At 39.6% G+C, this 16,898-nt stretch carries 15 protein-coding genes; 14 read left to right on the top strand and 1 reads right to left on the bottom strand.

The window, feature by feature from the left end:
• The first annotated feature begins 325 nt into the window (after window positions 1-325).
• The 13 genes from MB14_RS02815 (at window position 326) to MB14_RS02755 (ending at window position 14,011) form a co-directional block, all read left to right on the top strand.
• Window positions 326-721 (top strand): hypothetical protein, encoded by a 396-nt coding sequence (locus MB14_RS02815; protein ID WP_132644041.1) that lies wholly within the window; start codon window positions 326-328, stop codon window positions 719-721.
• On the top strand, window positions 708-1,271 hold the full coding sequence (locus MB14_RS02810) for an RNA polymerase sigma factor (protein WP_062588491.1): 564 nt from the start codon (window positions 708-710) through the stop codon (window positions 1,269-1,271). Before MB14_RS02815 ends, MB14_RS02810 begins: the two co-directional genes overlap by 14 nt.
• 37 nt (window positions 1,272-1,308) lie before the next feature.
• On the top strand, window positions 1,309-1,521 hold the full coding sequence (locus MB14_RS02805; RefSeq protein WP_062588489.1) for a hypothetical protein: 213 nt from the start codon (window positions 1,309-1,311) through the stop codon (window positions 1,519-1,521).
• Window positions 1,522-1,751: 230 nt separating this feature from the next.
• The gene (locus MB14_RS02800; protein ID WP_062588487.1) at window positions 1,752-2,324 is read left to right on the top strand and encodes a Crp/Fnr family transcriptional regulator; all 573 of its coding nucleotides are present in this window, start codon (window positions 1,752-1,754) and stop codon (window positions 2,322-2,324) included.
• Between the two features lie 118 nt (window positions 2,325-2,442).
• Window positions 2,443-2,925, top strand: a complete 483-nt coding sequence (locus MB14_RS02795) for a cupin domain-containing protein (protein WP_062588484.1) — start codon at window positions 2,443-2,445, stop codon at window positions 2,923-2,925.
• Window positions 2,926-2,958: 33 nt separating this feature from the next.
• Complete coding sequence (locus MB14_RS02790) at window positions 2,959-4,056, top strand: L-dopachrome tautomerase-related protein (protein ID WP_084375939.1); 1,098 nt, start codon at window positions 2,959-2,961, stop codon at window positions 4,054-4,056.
• A 132-nt stretch (window positions 4,057-4,188) separates the two neighbouring features.
• On the top strand, window positions 4,189-5,127 hold the full coding sequence (locus MB14_RS02785; protein ID WP_062588480.1) for a cyclase family protein: 939 nt from the start codon (window positions 4,189-4,191) through the stop codon (window positions 5,125-5,127).
• 26 nt (window positions 5,128-5,153) lie between these two features.
• A complete protein-coding gene (locus MB14_RS02780) occupies window positions 5,154-6,362 on the top strand; it encodes an MFS transporter (protein ID WP_062588478.1) in 1,209 nt (402 codons plus the stop codon).
• Between the two features lie 7 nt (window positions 6,363-6,369).
• Complete coding sequence (locus tag MB14_RS02775; RefSeq protein ID WP_311316233.1) at window positions 6,370-7,311, top strand: aldo/keto reductase; 942 nt, start codon at window positions 6,370-6,372, stop codon at window positions 7,309-7,311.
• A 54-nt stretch (window positions 7,312-7,365) separates the two neighbouring features.
• The gene (locus MB14_RS02770) at window positions 7,366-8,334 is read left to right on the top strand and encodes a TIGR03571 family LLM class oxidoreductase (RefSeq protein ID WP_062588476.1); all 969 of its coding nucleotides are present in this window, start codon (window positions 7,366-7,368) and stop codon (window positions 8,332-8,334) included.
• A gap of 390 nt (window positions 8,335-8,724) precedes the next feature.
• The gene (locus MB14_RS02765; protein ID WP_062588474.1) at window positions 8,725-10,212 is read left to right on the top strand and encodes a bifunctional metallophosphatase/5'-nucleotidase; all 1,488 of its coding nucleotides are present in this window, start codon (window positions 8,725-8,727) and stop codon (window positions 10,210-10,212) included.
• 864 nt (window positions 10,213-11,076) lie between these two features.
• Window positions 11,077-11,403: a PadR family transcriptional regulator gene (locus MB14_RS02760; protein ID WP_062588472.1), complete on the top strand. Its 327-nt coding sequence runs from the start codon at window positions 11,077-11,079 to the stop codon at window positions 11,401-11,403.
• A gap of 1 nt (window position 11,404) precedes the next feature.
• Window positions 11,405-14,011: an ABC transporter permease gene (locus MB14_RS02755; RefSeq protein WP_062588470.1), complete on the top strand. Its 2,607-nt coding sequence runs from the start codon at window positions 11,405-11,407 to the stop codon at window positions 14,009-14,011.
• Between the two features lie 61 nt (window positions 14,012-14,072).
• Here the strand turns inward: MB14_RS02755 and dnaA are convergent, their stop codons facing one another.
• Window positions 14,073-15,488, bottom strand: a complete 1,416-nt coding sequence (dnaA, locus tag MB14_RS02750; protein WP_062588468.1) for a chromosomal replication initiator protein DnaA — start codon at window positions 15,486-15,488, stop codon at window positions 14,073-14,075.
• A gap of 267 nt (window positions 15,489-15,755) precedes the next feature.
• Here dnaA and MB14_RS02745 point away from each other — a divergent pair, with 267 nt between their 5' ends.
• Window positions 15,756-16,892 (top strand): methylmalonyl-CoA mutase family protein, encoded by a 1,137-nt coding sequence (locus MB14_RS02745; RefSeq protein ID WP_062588465.1) that lies wholly within the window; start codon window positions 15,756-15,758, stop codon window positions 16,890-16,892.
• Window positions 16,893-16,898: the final 6 nt, after the last annotated feature.

Genomic DNA, 16,898 nt, shown 5'->3' with positions numbered 1-16,898 from the left:
AGGCACGAAGCAGTCTCAATCGACCTAAGCCTACTATTACAGTCACCTCGTAGAGGCCTTTTCACATTTCACAAGATATTTCCCTATCTGCGCTTCTGAAAAAGATGCTTACAGCATGACTTAGCTTGTTAGTGCCGACCATCGAATAGCCTCTGTGTAATTGGTTGGTACCGAAGGTCAGACCGTAGCCCAAGTTGACCTCAACTCAAAACACTAATCATCACCGAACGATTTTGCTCCGATTCTAAAAAAAAATTCTGCCCACTTAAAATATTCTTCTCTCTCATTTGTCTACCTATACAAGAGAACATAATTAATGATCGAAATGAGAAAGAAAGAATTTATATATAAGTACAAATACATTTTCTTCCCTGTATTTGGCGCAGCAGCGTTGTTTTTATTTGGTTCCGTAATCATGCTTTTATGGAACTGGTTAATGCCAGAAATCTTTGGTCTCACTACCATTAGTTTTTGGCAGGCCTTAGGACTCTTCATCCTTTCCAGAATCCTCTTTTCAGGAATTGGGGGTAAAAAGAAACATTCTCATAAACACAAATGGAGTGACTTAAAAGGTCGTGAAGAATGGAAGACCATGAGTTCAGAGGAACGTAAAGAATGGTTTAAAAAGAGGAAGTTTGCGCAATGGATGGAGCATAAAAATGATTGTTTTTCTGATTCGGACGTAAAAGAAAACGATGGTCCTGACCGTGAGCAAAACTGAACATAGGGAAAATGTAGAAAGGCAGATTAAGGAACATCAGCCTAGAATCCGCTCTTTTATCAAGAACAGGGTTCCTTCTACAGAAGATGCTGAAGATATTGCTCAGGATGTGTTTTTTCAGTTCGTGAAAACCATGGACACCACGCACAATCCTATTGAGAATATTTCTGGTTGGCTGTTTCGCGTTGCCCGAAACCTGATTGTCAATAAAAGCAAGAAAAAGAAAGAAGCGTCACTTTCCATGGAACACGATGGCGATGATTCGGAAGGTGTGATTGCCTCGCTATTTCCCCAAACAGATGAAGCGGACAGTCCGGTGAATGTTTATATACGGTCATTGATGTGGGAAGAACTGGAACTTGCGCTTACAGAGCTGCCTATTGAACAACGCGAAATCTTTGAATTGACTGAATTGGAAGGTGTACCTGTAAAAGAAATTTCAGCAGTTACAGGAATTTCCATCAATACTTTGCTTTCAAGAAAACATTATGCCGTTAAGTTTCTTCGCAAGCGACTCAAATCGACTTATGAAGAATTGATTAACGAATAATAAACGAAATACCTCAAACTATACAACAACAATCACCATGGTTCATATCTTTAAAACTTCCGTAGCCAGTAAAAAAGAAGTGCGGCAGGTGGGCTCATTTTTGAATATCTTATTGCCTAGCGAAGAGTGGAATTTTGACCTAGAAGACTGCGATAAAATCTTACGGGTTGAAACCGAAGAAGTAGCCCCCGAAACCGTTATTACTATATTGACCAGCCAAGGTTTTTATTGCGATGAATTGGCTGGGTAGGAATAATTCTCCATTCAGGTAGTTTAAGAATATAGCAATCGCTTGGCTTTGCCGAGTGACTAGTTTAAGTTGGCTTGAAGCCAAAACCCTATCACGCCCTTAATCATAAGCGACACAAATAGGTGCCCTAAATTTGAGAAAAACGAAAACATTAATGAAAACGGAACGCTCAGAAGACAAGAAAAATGTAAAGTTTTTTCTTATCCAGAAAGTAAGAGTAAATTCACTTTATGGAAGAGAAGTTTCATTTACTAAGACGCCATTTTGAGGAAGTATCTTCAATAACTGATGACGAATGGAATTTTATTCGACTTCATTTTGAATACAAAAGCCTTAAAAAACACCAATTCTTAATTCAAGTTGGCCAACCTGTAGATTTTGAATATTGGATTATCAAAGGTTTAGTAAAAGCGTACTCTATAGATGATAAAGGTAAAGAACATATTCTTCAATTTGCAATGGAAGACTATTGGGTGAGCGACCATTGTGCTTTTCAACATCAAGAACCCGGGACTATTTTTGTGGATTGTCTTGAAGATTCTGAGTTCTTCTGTTTATCCCTAGAGAATAGGGAAAAGATTTGCTTTGAAGTACCTGCGGTTGCCAATTTTTTCAGAATTAAATCCAACCACGGTTATATCAATCTGCAACAAAGAATCCTTTCATTGCTTACTATGACCGCAGAAAGCAGGTATGAGTACCTATTAAACAAACTTCCAAAATTGATTCAACGCGTTCCTAAAAAATTAATCGCTTCTTATTTAGGCGTATCCAGAGAGACTTTAAGTCGTTTTAACAGCTAAAAGTGACCTAAATCACTTTTCAAGATTGATATACATCACAAAAAATCCGTGATGTATGTCCTCGCACACATCTTGGTTTTCATAGAATTTTGTATCGAACAATTAAATACAATGTACTATGAAAACTACAAGAACACTTTTTCTATTATTTACAGTAATTGCCATAGGCTTTAACACCTATGCGCAAGAAGATAAGAGACCGTTAATAGGTAACTCCTACGGTATTATCAATATTGATGAATATGTAACGCTACTACCTAAAAGTCATAATGGTATCATCAAAGACATCAGATTAATAGACCGTGAACACGCAGGCGTTAGAATCTTCAGGTTGTATGACGAAGTGCCTATGCACTACCACGCAAAATCTGATGCCTACCTCTACATCTTAAATGGCAAAGCAGAATTTTATGTGGCTGACAAAGGGCCTGTTGTTGCAGGAAAAGGCGACTTACTTTTTTGGGGGAAAGGCACAGCACACGGAAACGGAAAAATTTTAGAAGGCCCCTTAGATGTACTCGTTTTTGATGCCATTGCCAGAGACCCTAGCGATGTTATCTGGGTAGATCCTTCAACCCAAAAGAAATTTTTAGGCAACTAATCAAATCACATTCAATTTTTAAAAACAATAACGATGAAAACGATAACAATTATAAAAACAGTCTTCTTGACATTTGTAATGAATTTTACAATGCTGGCACAAGCACAATTGGAAACCATAGCAACATTTCCTGAGTCTCGACCTGGTAATATTACAGTCTCTACCGATGGAAGAATATTTGTAACAATGAGTGCCTTAAGCGCTTCAAAATATATGGTGAAAGAAATTTTGCCTAATGGAGAAGCCATTCCTTTTGGTGATAAAGAATGGATCGTAAAACCAGAAAACGGGAGCTTAAAAGGGATCAATTCAACTATCGGAATTCAAGCCGATGCCAACGGAATTCTTTGGGTATTGGATATGGGCAACGTAAAACAAAATCAGGTTCCAAAATTGGTGGGTTTTGATTTGGTAACCGGTAATGTAACAAAGGTTTTTCCTATTCCAAATACGGTATTATCAACAAAACCTTTTTTACAGGATTTTGTGATTGATGTGAAAAACAACACTGCTGTAATTGCAGATATGACAGATGCTTTAAATCCGCCAGTTGCACCAGCTTTTGTCGTGATTAACTTAGAAACGGGTTATATAAGACGTGTTTTGGAAGGGAATGCTTCATTTTTACCTGCTGATGAACCAGTGAAAATTCACGGCAGATTAGTATCCAACAAAAGAAATGACGGTACTACCATTCAGCCAAGATATCCTTTAAACCCAATTTCTATTGATGACGAAAACAACTACATCTACTATGGTGCAATGGGTAATACTAAAATTTACCGCATTCCGTCTGCTGTATTAGCAGATGAAAGTAAGCAAGATATTGACCTGAATAAATACATCGAGTTTTATTCCAACAAACCAAAATCTGACGGATTTAAAGTGGGTGCAAACGGAAAAGTATATGTAACCGATGTTGAAAATTCGGCCATTGTAGAAAGTACGCCTGCTGGAATGAAAACCATTGCGCAATCCAAAAAAGACTTGTCTTGGCCCGATGGTGTTGCCATACACCGAAACTACTTGTATATCGTAGCAAATCAGCTTCACAATCTGCCTTTATTAAATGAAGGAAAAGACGCCAGTAAACCGCCTTACTTGGTGCTAAAAATGAAGCTTCAAGATTAAATAAAATTAAAAGTAAAGTGATGTATGAGCAGTATTAAATGTGACATATATCACTTTAAAATGGTGATCTACATCCTCGCACAGCCCTCGATTTAAACGGAAATTTGTATAAGAAATTTAAAACATATTAAAATGAAAACAATAGTAAATACATTAAAAACAATTGCGTTAGCAGCTACGCTTTTTACTGCTGTAACAACAAATGCACAACAAGTACCAACATCACCTTATGGAGCAGATGACGAAATTGGTGCGTTAAATCTTTTGAATGAAGAAACGGTTTTAGATGCCGTAAAATTGGTTAAAAAAGGAAAAGTATACCGCTTAGGAATGGTGGTAAATGCACAAACTGCAGCTTTCCGTCACAGATACTTTCACATTGAAACTGTACAACCAGAAACTGCTGCTGCAGGTTCCAACAAATTCACTTACGTAGATGACCAGTTAATTGGTTGGACAGGTGTTGGATCTCAAATAAACGGATTGGCACATTATGGTAGAGACAATGTGCATTATAACGGACATAAAGTGGAAGATTTTTTAACCGTTTCTGGTGTAAAAAAATTAGGTCTAGAAAAATTACCCCCAATTGTTACTAGAGGTGTTGTGCTAGATATGCGCTCTTACTACAATCAAGATATTATAAAAGAAGGCACTGTTTTTACGGTAGAAGACATTGAAAAAGTAGCTAAAAAACAAGGCATTGAAATCCGTAAAGGAGATGTGGTTCTGTTTTACACAGGATGGACAAAATTAATGGGTAAAGATGACAAACGTTACCTAGCTGGCGGACCTGGAATTGGTACTGAAGCTGCACATTACTTAGGTAAAAAAGGAATTGTAGCAGCAGGTGCTGATAACTGGTCTTTTGAAGCGGTGCCACACGAAAACAGCTCACTTTCTTTCCCTGTAAATCAAATGATGGCAACCGAATACGGTGTACAAGTATTGGAAAATATTCTTGTAGATGAATTGGTTGAGGATAAAGCTTGGGAATTCCTTTTTGTGTTGGGTCATCCTTTATATGAAGGCTCTACACAAGTACAAATAAATCCTGTTGCTATTAAATAACAGTAACAAAAAAAAGCTTAGAAACTATGGAAACATCAACAATACATAGAGATACTACGGTAGCCAAAAAGAAGAGTCTACCAGCCGCATTATGGGCATTGACCATTAGTGCATTTGCCATAGGAACAACGGAATTTGTAATTGTAGGTTTATTATCTACCGTTGCAAGTGACCTAGGCACCTCATTAACATCAGCAGGACTATTAGTTAGTCTGTACGCCATTGGTGTTGCCATTGGTGCACCCATATTAACTGCCTTAACAGGTAAAATTCCTAGAAAACAGTTATTAATGGGTATTATGTTACTATTTATAATTGGTAACGGATTGGCAGCTATCTCACCAAGTTTTGAGTTGTTGCTATTATCAAGAGTGGTAACAGGTTTTGCACACGGTGTATTTTTCTCTATCGGTTCTACTATTGCAGCTAGTTTGGTTCCAAAAGATAAGCGAGCAACTGCTATTTCCATAATGTTTGCTGGTCTTACCGTGGCTATTGTAACTGGTGTGCCTTTAGGAACATATATCGGTCAGAATTTTGGATGGAGAGCAACCTTTATTGGTGTTGCCCTATTAGGATTAGTAGGTGCAATAGCTAGTTTAGCGTTGGTTCCTAAAAATATAAAACAATCAGCGCCATTACGTCTTATAGACCAATTAAAAGTGATTAAGAATCCGTCTATTTTATTGGTGTTAGCCATTACTGCATTTGGTTATGGTGGTACGTTTGTCACTTTTACCTACTTAACACCTTTGTTGGAAGAAGTAACCGGTTTCTCTTCGGATATGACTAGTGTATTTCTTTTAATTTATGGTATCGCCATTGCGATTGGGAATATCATAGGTGGTAAAGTTTCTAACAACAAACCAGGAAAAGCCTTATTGGTCATGTTTGCTTTACAAGCCATCGTATTGTTTGTGTTATACTTTACCGCTTCTAGTCAGATTTTTGCCATAATAACCTTGTTTTTTATGGGAATATTAGCCTTTTCAAACGTACCTGCATTGCAATTATATGTTGTGAAAATGGCTGAAAAATACTTGCCAGGAACCGAAGATGTAGCATCTGCCTTGAACATTGCAGCATTTAATGTAGGTATTGCTATTGGTGCTTATGTAGGCGGAATGGTTGTAGAATCGAGCTTAGGAATTGAAGCGACGCCTTGGGTAGGTGGTATACTAGTAATCGTAGGATTCTTGTTGACCATAGTTTTATTCAAAAAAGAAAAAATATAAATATATAATGATGACTACATTAAAATTTAGAAATAACGACGAAATGCCAATTTTAGGTTTAGGAACATTTAGATCTGAACCAAATGAAGTGTACAATGCAGTACTTTCCGCTATTAAAATAGGATACAGACATATTGATTGTGCTGCGGCTTACGGTAACGAAAAAGAAGTAGGTAATGCCATTGCCGATGCGATAAAACAAGGTTTGGTTACGCGTGAAGATTTATGGGTGACTTCCAAATTATGGAATGCTTCTCACGGTGAAGATAATGTGATTCCTGCACTGAACCAGACTTTAGAAGATTTACAGCTAGAGTATCTAGACCTGTATCTTATCCACTGGCCTGTCGCTCTTAAAAAAGGAACGGAAATGCCAGAAAAAGCATCTGATTTTGTTCCATTATCAGAAGTGCCATTAACCAATACTTGGAAAGGGATGGAAGCTGTTTTAGAGCAAGGACTTGCAAAGCATATTGGCGTGAGCAATTTCAATGAGAATCAGTTGAAAGAAATAATAGCGACTGCAGTGCATCAACCAGAGATGAATCAAGTAGAAATGCATCCGTTTTTACAACAGAAAGAATTAAAAGCATTATGCTCGCATTTTGATATGCATCTAACGGCATATGCACCATTAGGTTCGCTTGTAGATAAAAATTCCAAACTACGTTTGTTGGAAAATGATACGATAAAAAACATTGCCAACGCAAGAAATATGTCCCCTGCGCAAGTAGCATTGGCGTATACGGTGCAACGAGGTATTGCGGTCATTCCTAAATCTATAAATGAAGCGAGATTGCTTCAGAATTTAGAGACTTTAAACCATACACTTACTGAAGAGGATATAGTGTTGTTGAAGGATCTAGACAAAGGACACCGTTTTATTGATGGCAAATTTTGGGAAGTTGAAAACGGACCCTACACCGCAGATAGTATCTGGAATAACTAATCTTGAAAATCATCAGGTGTCCTCACAGATACCTGATGATTTTAAACACATACTATGAATCCATTTGATAAACTATACAAGCCAAGTAAAATGACACTTGGTATAGAGTTTCCTTTAGATAATGATTGGTCATCAGAAGGAAATCGAAAACGTTTGGAAGACAACAGACCTTTTGGCGTGCCAGACATTTCTAACCATTTAGCATTGGCCCAACAAATTGACGAAGCAGGATTTGCTGCTTTATGGGTGCGAGATGTTCCTGTGTACGACCCAAATTTTGGTGATGGTGCACAATTGTTTGACACCCTACCGTACTTGGGTTATTTAGCTGCAGCAACTAAAAACATTTTGTTGGGTACTGCAGCCATTGTACTACCTTTACAACAGCCTATAAAATTGGCAAAGGCTGCTGCGACTATTGAAAATTTAAGTGACGGTAGACTTTTGTTAGGTTTAGGTTTGGGAGACAGACCTGTGGAGTTCCCGATGTATAATATCGATTATAATAAAAGACCGGAAATCTTTAGAAATAATCTTGACATCATTAAGGAAGCTTGGAAAACCAATAGCGATTTAAAATCTAAATACGATTTTTTAACTAACGGTATAGAAGTTTATCCTAAACCGAAAAAAGACATTCCGCTAGTCGTAGCTGGTCATTCTGGACAAAGTATTAATTGGATTGCCAAAAACGCTCAAGCTTGGTTTAACTATCCAAGACCTGTTGCCGAAACTTTGGAGAACAGAAAGTACTGGTGTAATGCTTTGTATGACGAAGACCAAGCGGCAAAACCTTATATTTCAGCTATACATTTAAACCTGTCCAAAGACGACAATGCGACTTTTAAACCACAACGTTTTGGTGGTACAGTAGGTATCAATCATCTTACCGAATATTTAAAAGCATATGAAAATGTGGGAGTCAATCATATGGCTATCAACCTCAGAAAATCTGAAACACCAGTAAGTGAGGCTATTGTTAAAATTAAAGAAATTGTTTTACCAGAGTTTGTTGCTATCTAGTTATTTTATTACTATTCTTTAAATGATTAATAAAAAAAATAAAGAATAATAATTTTCTAAATTAAAAACGTGTGGCAACACAGAACTAAGCTAAAAAGTAAGTTGTAGTTCAATTTTGTTTCTCACCACACCATTACTCATTAACAGTGATTTAAGCTTCGATAAGTTGGATCAAAAGGTATTCTCCAACAGTCGCTTGGCTTTGCGGGGTGATTCGTGGTACATTGGCTTCAAGCCAAAACGCTAGGCATCACTCAGTCCAACCGAGCGATTGTGCTCCGATTTAAACTTTGAGTCACTCAGCGCACTTTGGGGTTAAATGCTCTTTTAAGTCTACCGGTTTAAACTTCATTTTTACTAACTTTATTTCAAGTTTAAAAACGCATCTTCATGAAACGACTTTCCCTTTTTTTGCTGTCTGTTTTCTTAATTTTTTCCAGCGCATGTTCGCCTAAAAAACCTTCGGATACGGTAGATTTCATTGTTTTACAGATGAATGATGTCTATGAAATTGCTCCATTAGAAGGCGGTAAAGTAGGTGGAATGGCCCGTGTAGCCACAGTCAGAAAAAATCTATTAAAGGAAAACCCAAATGTTTTCACTATCCTTTCAGGAGACTTTGTAAGTCCTTCGCTTATTGGCACCCTAAAGTATGAGGGTGCAAAAATTGCGGGCAAGCACATGGTAGAAGTGATGAATGCCATGGGTGTTGACATCGTAGTGCCTGGTAATCACGAGTTCGACTTAAAAGAAAATGAAATACAGGCCAGAATTGATGAATCTGACTTTGAATGGACCACTACAAATGTGCTTCATGCGGTAGAGGGTAAAAACACTTCATGGACACAAAAAGGAAAACCCTTTCCTGATCATATTATGAAGTCTGTCGATGGTGTTGATATTGCCTTTTTCGGATCAACCCTTCCTTTTAACAAGGCTCCATATTTGGCTTATACCAACAAATATGAATCGGTGAAAGCGGTCTATAATAAGGTGAAGGAAGAAGCTGAAGTATTCATTGGTGTTACACATCTCAAGCAAGTGGAGGACGATTCTTTGGCTACTTATTTTGTGCCGGAGCTCGATCTTATTTTAGGTGGTCATGACCACGCTAACATGAAATATACTTTCGGAAATACACTAATGACCAAGGCCGATGCCAATGCAAAAACTGTGTATGTGCACAGGGTGAGTTATAATAAAACCACAGGTGAAACGAGTATTGCTTCTGAGCTGGTTTCTATAGATGATAGTCTTGAGGAAGATCCCGAAGTGAAGATTGTGGTAGATAAATGGGTAAACATTTCGAATGAGAGTATGGCGGCAATGGGTTATACGCCCGATGAGATTGTGATGACCACTACCGACACCCTCGATGGACGCGAAGGCAGTATTCGCTATCGCCCTACCAATTACCCAATTATGACAGCCGAGGCATTTTTATTTGCTGTACCAAAAGCAGATTTTGCCATTTTTAATAGTGGCTCCATTCGCTTAGACGACCAGCTTACGGGCACCATCACGGAGTATGATATTCTTCGTTCTTTTCCTTTTGGCGGTGGAATTTCCATAATAGATGTAAAAGGCGATGTAGTACAACGCATTTTAGAAACCGGCACAGTCACCAATGTAGGTATTGGTGGTTATTTACAATTGGCGAATGCCGAAAAGAAAGCGGACGGTTGGTACATTAAAGGTGCCAAGCTCTCTAATGCCAAAACCTATAAAATGGCACTTCCTGATTTTGTTCTTAGCGGTGGCGAAGCCAACCTTGAGTTTATCAAAGATTATGAAAGCCAAGCCATCGCCCCTCCAGATTTCAATGGTATCAAAAACGATGTTAGAGATATTGTAATGGCTTATTTTAGGGGGAAGTAAACGATATGCGTCACTGCGAGGCACGAAGCAGTCTAACATCAACTTAAGCTTGCTATCACAGTCACCTCGTAGATTCCGAAGCCACGGAATTTCACGCCCTACAAAACGGCTTTGCTCCCTGGGTTTCTGAATACCCCGAAGCTTCGGGGCTAACAGCATGACTGAGCTTGTTAACTATTACCCAAAAGCTAGCTTTGGTTTTATAGCTAATGTACGTCCCAATACCGCCTTCGCAAAACTTCGTGTTCTTTGCGGTGAAAGGATTCCTCAACAGTCGCTTGGCTTTGCCGAGTGACTAGTAGTACGTTGGCTTCAAGTCAAAACGCTAGGCATCACTCGGTACAACCGAGCGATTACGCGCTGATTTAACCTTTGCCACCTTAAACGCCCTTTGCGGTTTAAAAAACAAGTCCACTATTACAGTCACCTCGTAGAGGTCTTTTCACGCTTCACAAGAAATTGACCTTTACAAATTTGTTACTGAATACCCCGAGGCTTCGGGGCTTACAGCATGACTTGGCTTGTTGGCTATTACCCAATACCACCTTCGCGTAACTCCGTATTCTTTGCGGTAAAAGGATTCCTCAACAGTCGCTTGGCTTTGCCGAGTGAGTCGTAGTACGTTGGCTTCAAACCAAAACGCTAGGCATCACTCGGTACAACTAAGCGATTGCGCTCCGATTTAACCTTTTTCGAAACTTAGTTTACTTTGTGGTTAAAGAGCTCTCAGTTATTCTCAATACAAGTCCCGATATTCCCTTTGCGTAATTCTGCGCTCTTTGCGGTTCAAAGCTTTTTTAATAAAAACTGCAATTACGAATAAAATAATTTTCTATATTTACTGCAATTACGAATGATATAGCCATGAAGAAAACCAAATTAGGAGAGTTTGAAGAGCTGGTGCTTATGACGGTGGTTGTACTTCAAGCCGAAGCTTATGGGGTAGAAATTAAGCGCGAACTGGAAGATCGACTCAAAGAAAAACTGAGCGTGGGCTCCATCCAGTCTGCTTTAAAGCGTATGGAAGAAAAGGGTTTTCTAACTTCAGAATTTGGGGAAGCCACCCAAAAACGAGGAGGAAAGCGCAAACGTATTTATAGCGCCACACCTTATGCTCACAGGGTTTTGGAAGAAATGAAAGACATCCGCACCCAACTTTGGTCAGCCATGCCCAACATAGCCACCAGTTAATTTGAACAATCCACAAAACGATATTCAACCGCCTCGTTGGTCACTAAGGCTTCTACGCTTCTTTCTGAAAAAAGACTTTTTGGAAGAAATAGAAGGCGATATGGAGGAAGTATTCGCTGAAAATTTAGCGGAGTACTCGGTCAAAAAATCCAGAAGGCTTTACAATCGTGAAGTCTTAAAACTACTGCGCCCTGCTTTGGTCAGAGGGCTTGGCGGAAATCATCAACTCAATTATCTCGGTATGTTACAACACAATTTATTAATCACGCTCAGAGGTTTCAAGCGACACAAAGCTACTTTCCTCATCAACTTAATCGGCCTTTCCACGGGTTTAGCTGCGGCCTTGCTCATTTTCCTTTGGGTGAATGATGAACGTTCGGTAGATACGTTCAATGAAAAAAACGATCGGCTATATTGGGTCTTCACCAATTTCACTTTACCCGAAAGTGTGCTCACTTGGGATTATACTTCGGGCAAATTAGCACAAGCCATAAAAGAAGAATTCCCCGAAGTGGAAGATGCCGTCAGGGTCGGAAATCACTTTTTCAGGCCCCAAGGCACTATTAGCCACAGCGAAAAAAACTTTGAAGTAAACGGACTTTTTGCGAGTCCAAACTTCTTCCAAGTAATGACTTACCCGCTGATTTCGGGAACAACAGAAAGGATCATTCAAGACAAAAACTCAGTTGCAATTTCAGAGTCGCTGGCCATCACCGTTTTTGGTACTGTTGAAAATGCAGTTGGCAATACCATTGATTGGGAGAGTTCACTTCTCAACCAGCCTTTTGTGGTATCTGGTGTGTTTAAGGATCCGCCCAAGAATGCCACCGAGCAATTCAACATTGTTGTCAATTACCAAGCATTGATCGATGCTGAAGAATGGGCCGAAGATTGGAAAGGTGGTTATGCACGCACCTATTTGCTCTTAAAAGAGGGGGCAGATGCTGAGCAATTGAATCAAAAAATTGCGCGTTTAATGTATGGAAAAACAGACAATAATAAACAGGCACTGTTCATTAAGCCATATGCGAAAAACTACCTCTACGGTGCATATGAGAATGGGATCCAAGTAGGTGGAAGAATTGAGAATGTTCGGCTTTTCACGGTCATTGCCATTTTTATTCTGCTGATTGCCTGCATCAATTTCATGAACCTCTCTACAGCGCAAGCTTCCAAAAAGATGAAAGAAGTAGGGGTGAAAAAGGCAATTGGGGCCAACCGAAGAGACTTGGTTTTCCAGTTTTTGGGAGAGTCCATTTTACTCTCGCTACTGGCGCTTTTAGTGGCCATTGGTTTAGTGGTTTTACTCCTTCCTCAGTTCAATGAGATTACTTCTAAGCAGCTTGAATTTAATTTAAGCGATTTCATTTTACCACTTTTAGCCATCGTAATGAGTACAGGAATACTTGCCGGTAGTTACCCTGCTTTCTACCTTTCAGGCTTTAAGCCAGTGGCGGTGCTTAAAGGAAAAGTAGCCAACCTAAGGGGTGAAGAATGGATCAGAAAAGGTTTGGTGGTGGTGCAGTTCACCCTGTCCATTATTTTCATTATCGGGGTAATTACCATCAACAAACAGATCGAATATACCTATAGCAAACCGCTGGGTTATGACCGTGAAAACATCATTACGTTTACCAGAAAAGGCCCAGAAAGCTTCGATCCTACCCCGTTTTTAACAGAGCTTAGGGTACTGCCTGGCGTAACCAGTGTTGGCAATATGTCTGGAGACTTTCTTTGGGGAAACGACAACAGCAGCGGCTACTCATGGGAAGAAGGTGACGTGGATGACAATCACCTGTTCAAATCGCCAAGAATAGGGTACAACATTGTTGAAACGCTGGGGCTAAAACTGGTCGCGGGGCGCTCATTTTCTAAAGAAATGAATGACGATGAGAGCAAAATCATGCTCAACGAAACCGCGGTAAAGTTTATGGGACTAAAAGATCCGATTGGCTTTCAGCTAGAAGCTTCGCCAGACGACTTTAAGGAAGTGATAGGTGTGATAAGTGATTTTCAATATGGCTCATTACACCAAGAAATTGAGCCCATGCTTTTCCGTTTCAGAAGCAGCGGAGATGATTTTATCGTCAGACTGCAACCAGGAACTGAAGTAAACACCCTTGAAAAAATCAAAACGATTTACGCCAAGTTCAACCCAAAATATGACTTCGAACCTTCCTTTTTAGAAGATGATTATCGTGCCCTGTACAGCACGGAAGATAAGGTAGCCCAACTGTCCAACTACATGGCGGGCATTGCCATTCTCATTTCGTGCCTTGGCCTTTTTGGCTTGGTCACTTTTACTGCAGAACGAAGAAGCAAGGAAATTGGGATCAGGAAAATATTGGGAGCAAGTCAGGTGGTAGTCGTGAAACTACTTACTGCTACATTTACCAAAACGGTATTGATTTCTATAGTTCTGGCCATTCCTATTGGCTATTACTTCTCCAACGAATGGCTTCACAACTTTGCCTATTCCATCGAATTGAAATGGTGGTTCTTTGCTTTGGCTGGCATTTCCGCCTTACTGATTGCATGGCTTACCGTAGGTTTTCAAACACTTAAATCAGCCAAAGTTAACCCTGTGGACTGTTTGAAGAATGAGTGAGAATTAAATGGATAATGACAAAGGTTTTAGGGCAATAAAAAAGGGGCTTAAAGCCCCTTTTTTATACTGATTTCATTCTCATTTTCTTCTTGAGTTCGTCCATGCTATGGCAGAACTTGGTGTCAATCTCAATCATATCGCTGACCGATTGCACCGCGTGAATTACGGTAGAGTGATCGCGACCACCAAAATGGTAACCAATAGATTTTAATGAGTGGTTTGTATATTCTTTGCACAAGTACATCGCTACTTGTCGGGCAATTACAATCTCTTTCTTTCGCGTTTTATCCTTCAAATCTTCCACGCTAATCTGGAAGTATTCGCCTACCGACTTTTGAATGTAGTCAACGCCCACTTCCGACTCAATGTCGTGAACGATGTTCTTCAGCGTTTGCTTGGCCAGTTCTAAATTGATTTCAGCTTTGTTTAGCGTTGCATGGGCAATTAGAGAAATCAAAACGCCCTCTAATTCACGCACGTTGGTGTCTACGCTATAAGCCAAATATTCTACTACATCATCAGGGATATAAATTCCGTCCGATTCCATTTTTCTAGAAATAATGGCAATTCTAGTTTCAAAATCAGGCATCTGCAAATCTGCCGTTAGTCCCCACTTGAATCTAGAAAGTAACCTGTCTTGCAAGCCCTTCAAGTCTCTTGGCGGCCTGTCACTAGACATAATGATTTGCTTGCCACTTTGATGTAAATGATTGAAAATGTGGAAGAACATTTCCTGCGTTTTCTCTTTGCCCGAGAAAAACTGCACATCATCTATAATCAAAGTATCTACTTGTAGGTAGAAGTTGGTAAAGCTTTGAATGCTGTTGTTCTTAATTGCGTCAGTAAACTGTGTCGTAAATTTTTCAGAAGACACATAAAGCACAAAATGCTTCTTATCATCTCTTCTAATTTTATTTCCAATGGACTGAATCAAGTGAGTTTTCCCCAAACCAACACCGCCATAAACCATCAACGGGTTAAAAGAAGTTACCCCTGGTTTTTCAGCTACAGCTATACCAGCCGACCTCGCCAAACGGTTACAGTCGCCTTCAATATAATTTTCGAAATCGTAATTCGGGTTCAGGTTAGAGTGCCGAAACTCGTCTTCTACAGAAGGCATGTCAAACGGGCTATGAATTTTTGCCGGCTTGTCTTGCTCCCATTTATTCTTTGGGTTTTGATTGGGTAAGGTTACAGAGTAAGCTTGATTTTGAGCACTTCCGCTATCAACAATTACAGAGTATTCAAGTCGGCCATGGGGTCCTAGTTCGGTATGAATCACCTGCCTTAAGAGCTGAACATAGTGTTCTTCAAGATATTCGTAGAAGAACTGGCTTGGTACCTGAATGGTAAGAATACCTTCATTCAGTTTGAGTGGAACGATAGGTTCAAACCAAGTTTTGAAACTTTGATCGCCCACCTGGCTCCTAATGAATCGGAGACAGTCTTCCCAAACCGATACGCAATCTTTCACCATCAATTGATTATGCAAATTGGATAAAAAATCCCCAAGTGATTTTTGGGGGACGACAAAAATGATAAAAATAAGACGAACATGAAAGGCGAATTCATAAGAGAGGCGAAAATAATTTGACCGCCAAAACTAGCTGCCTTAGCTATGTGCCTCAGTGCCTGTTAAATGGCCTAAAGTGGTTTCAGAATCAAGATTATGAAGGCGAATTTCACTTTAAATCAGCATGGCGATTTGAAATCCCTTATTTTCGTGTCATTAAATTGAAGGAGTATGGAGCAAGGACTTTTCGATGACTTTAAAAAGCCAGAGCCCAAGGCTTGGCGGAACCAAATTATTAAAGAACTGAAGGGCAAACCTATTGAAGAGCTCAATTGGAAAATTGCTGGTGTTGAAGGCAAACCTTTTTACACTGAAGAAGATTTGCCGAGCTCTTTACCACAGTTACAAATTCCAAATCATCAGGCAGAAGCCCTAGGAATAAGAAATTGGGTCAACTACCAAGTAATTCAGGTATACTCGGAAAAAGAGGCCAACGAAAAGGCACTTTTAGCCCTGAACAGTGGTGCAACAGGAATCTTCTTTCATTTAAAATCAGTTCCAAACTTCGATCTGCTCCTCAAAGATGTGCTACTCAACTTCTGCCATATTGGATTGGAAATAGGAAATGGAGCTGAGTCGTTAATGAATTCCTTTGAAGCTTATGTAAAAGCAAATGAGGTTGATAAAAATGAAGTCAGAGGCTTTATCCGCTCCAATGAATCGCCTTTCTTAAGTAAGCTGCCCAATTTCAGATTTTTCATTTCAGAAGAAAAAAATGAAAATGCCAATCTAGGTTTGGCCCTTCTACTTGCCAAAACCATCGATGTTATTGACACGAATACGACCACAACTGAAGAGGTTCAAGCATGGTTTAAGCAATTACAGTTTAACCTGAATGTAGGTGAATCATACTTTCTAGAGATCGCCCGTCATCGTGCTTTCAGGATTTTGGTTGCTCAGCTTGCAAATTCATATGGTTTTCAATTGGCACTGAACGTCATTCAAATTTCCTCTAGCTCTGGCCAATGGAACGAACCTACCAAGGATGAGTATAATTACCTGCTCCGCGCAACAACGGAAGCCATGACTGCCATTATCGGAGGAACAGACGCTGTAATCGTTCAACCTTTCCATCATTTGTTTCCGAAGAACCCGGCCCAAGGCGAGCGCATAGCAAGAAACATTTCTACCATTCTTAAAGACGAATCGTATTTAGACAAAACCCTCGATCCGTCTGCTGGCTCTTATTATATAGAATCACTTACCGCCCAATTGGTAGAGAAAAGTTGGGCCATTCTTCAACAAATTGAAGCAAAAGGAGGTTTGAATAACCTTTCTGAAAACGACATTAACGCGTTAGCCCTTTAATCCGAA

It is taken from the genome of Roseivirga ehrenbergii (genome assembly GCF_001593005.1).
Taxonomy (GTDB): domain Bacteria; phylum Bacteroidota; class Bacteroidia; order Cytophagales; family Cyclobacteriaceae; genus Roseivirga; species Roseivirga ehrenbergii.
Note: the sequence above shows the minus strand (reverse complement) of the source record. Positions and strands in the feature narration are given on the sequence as shown.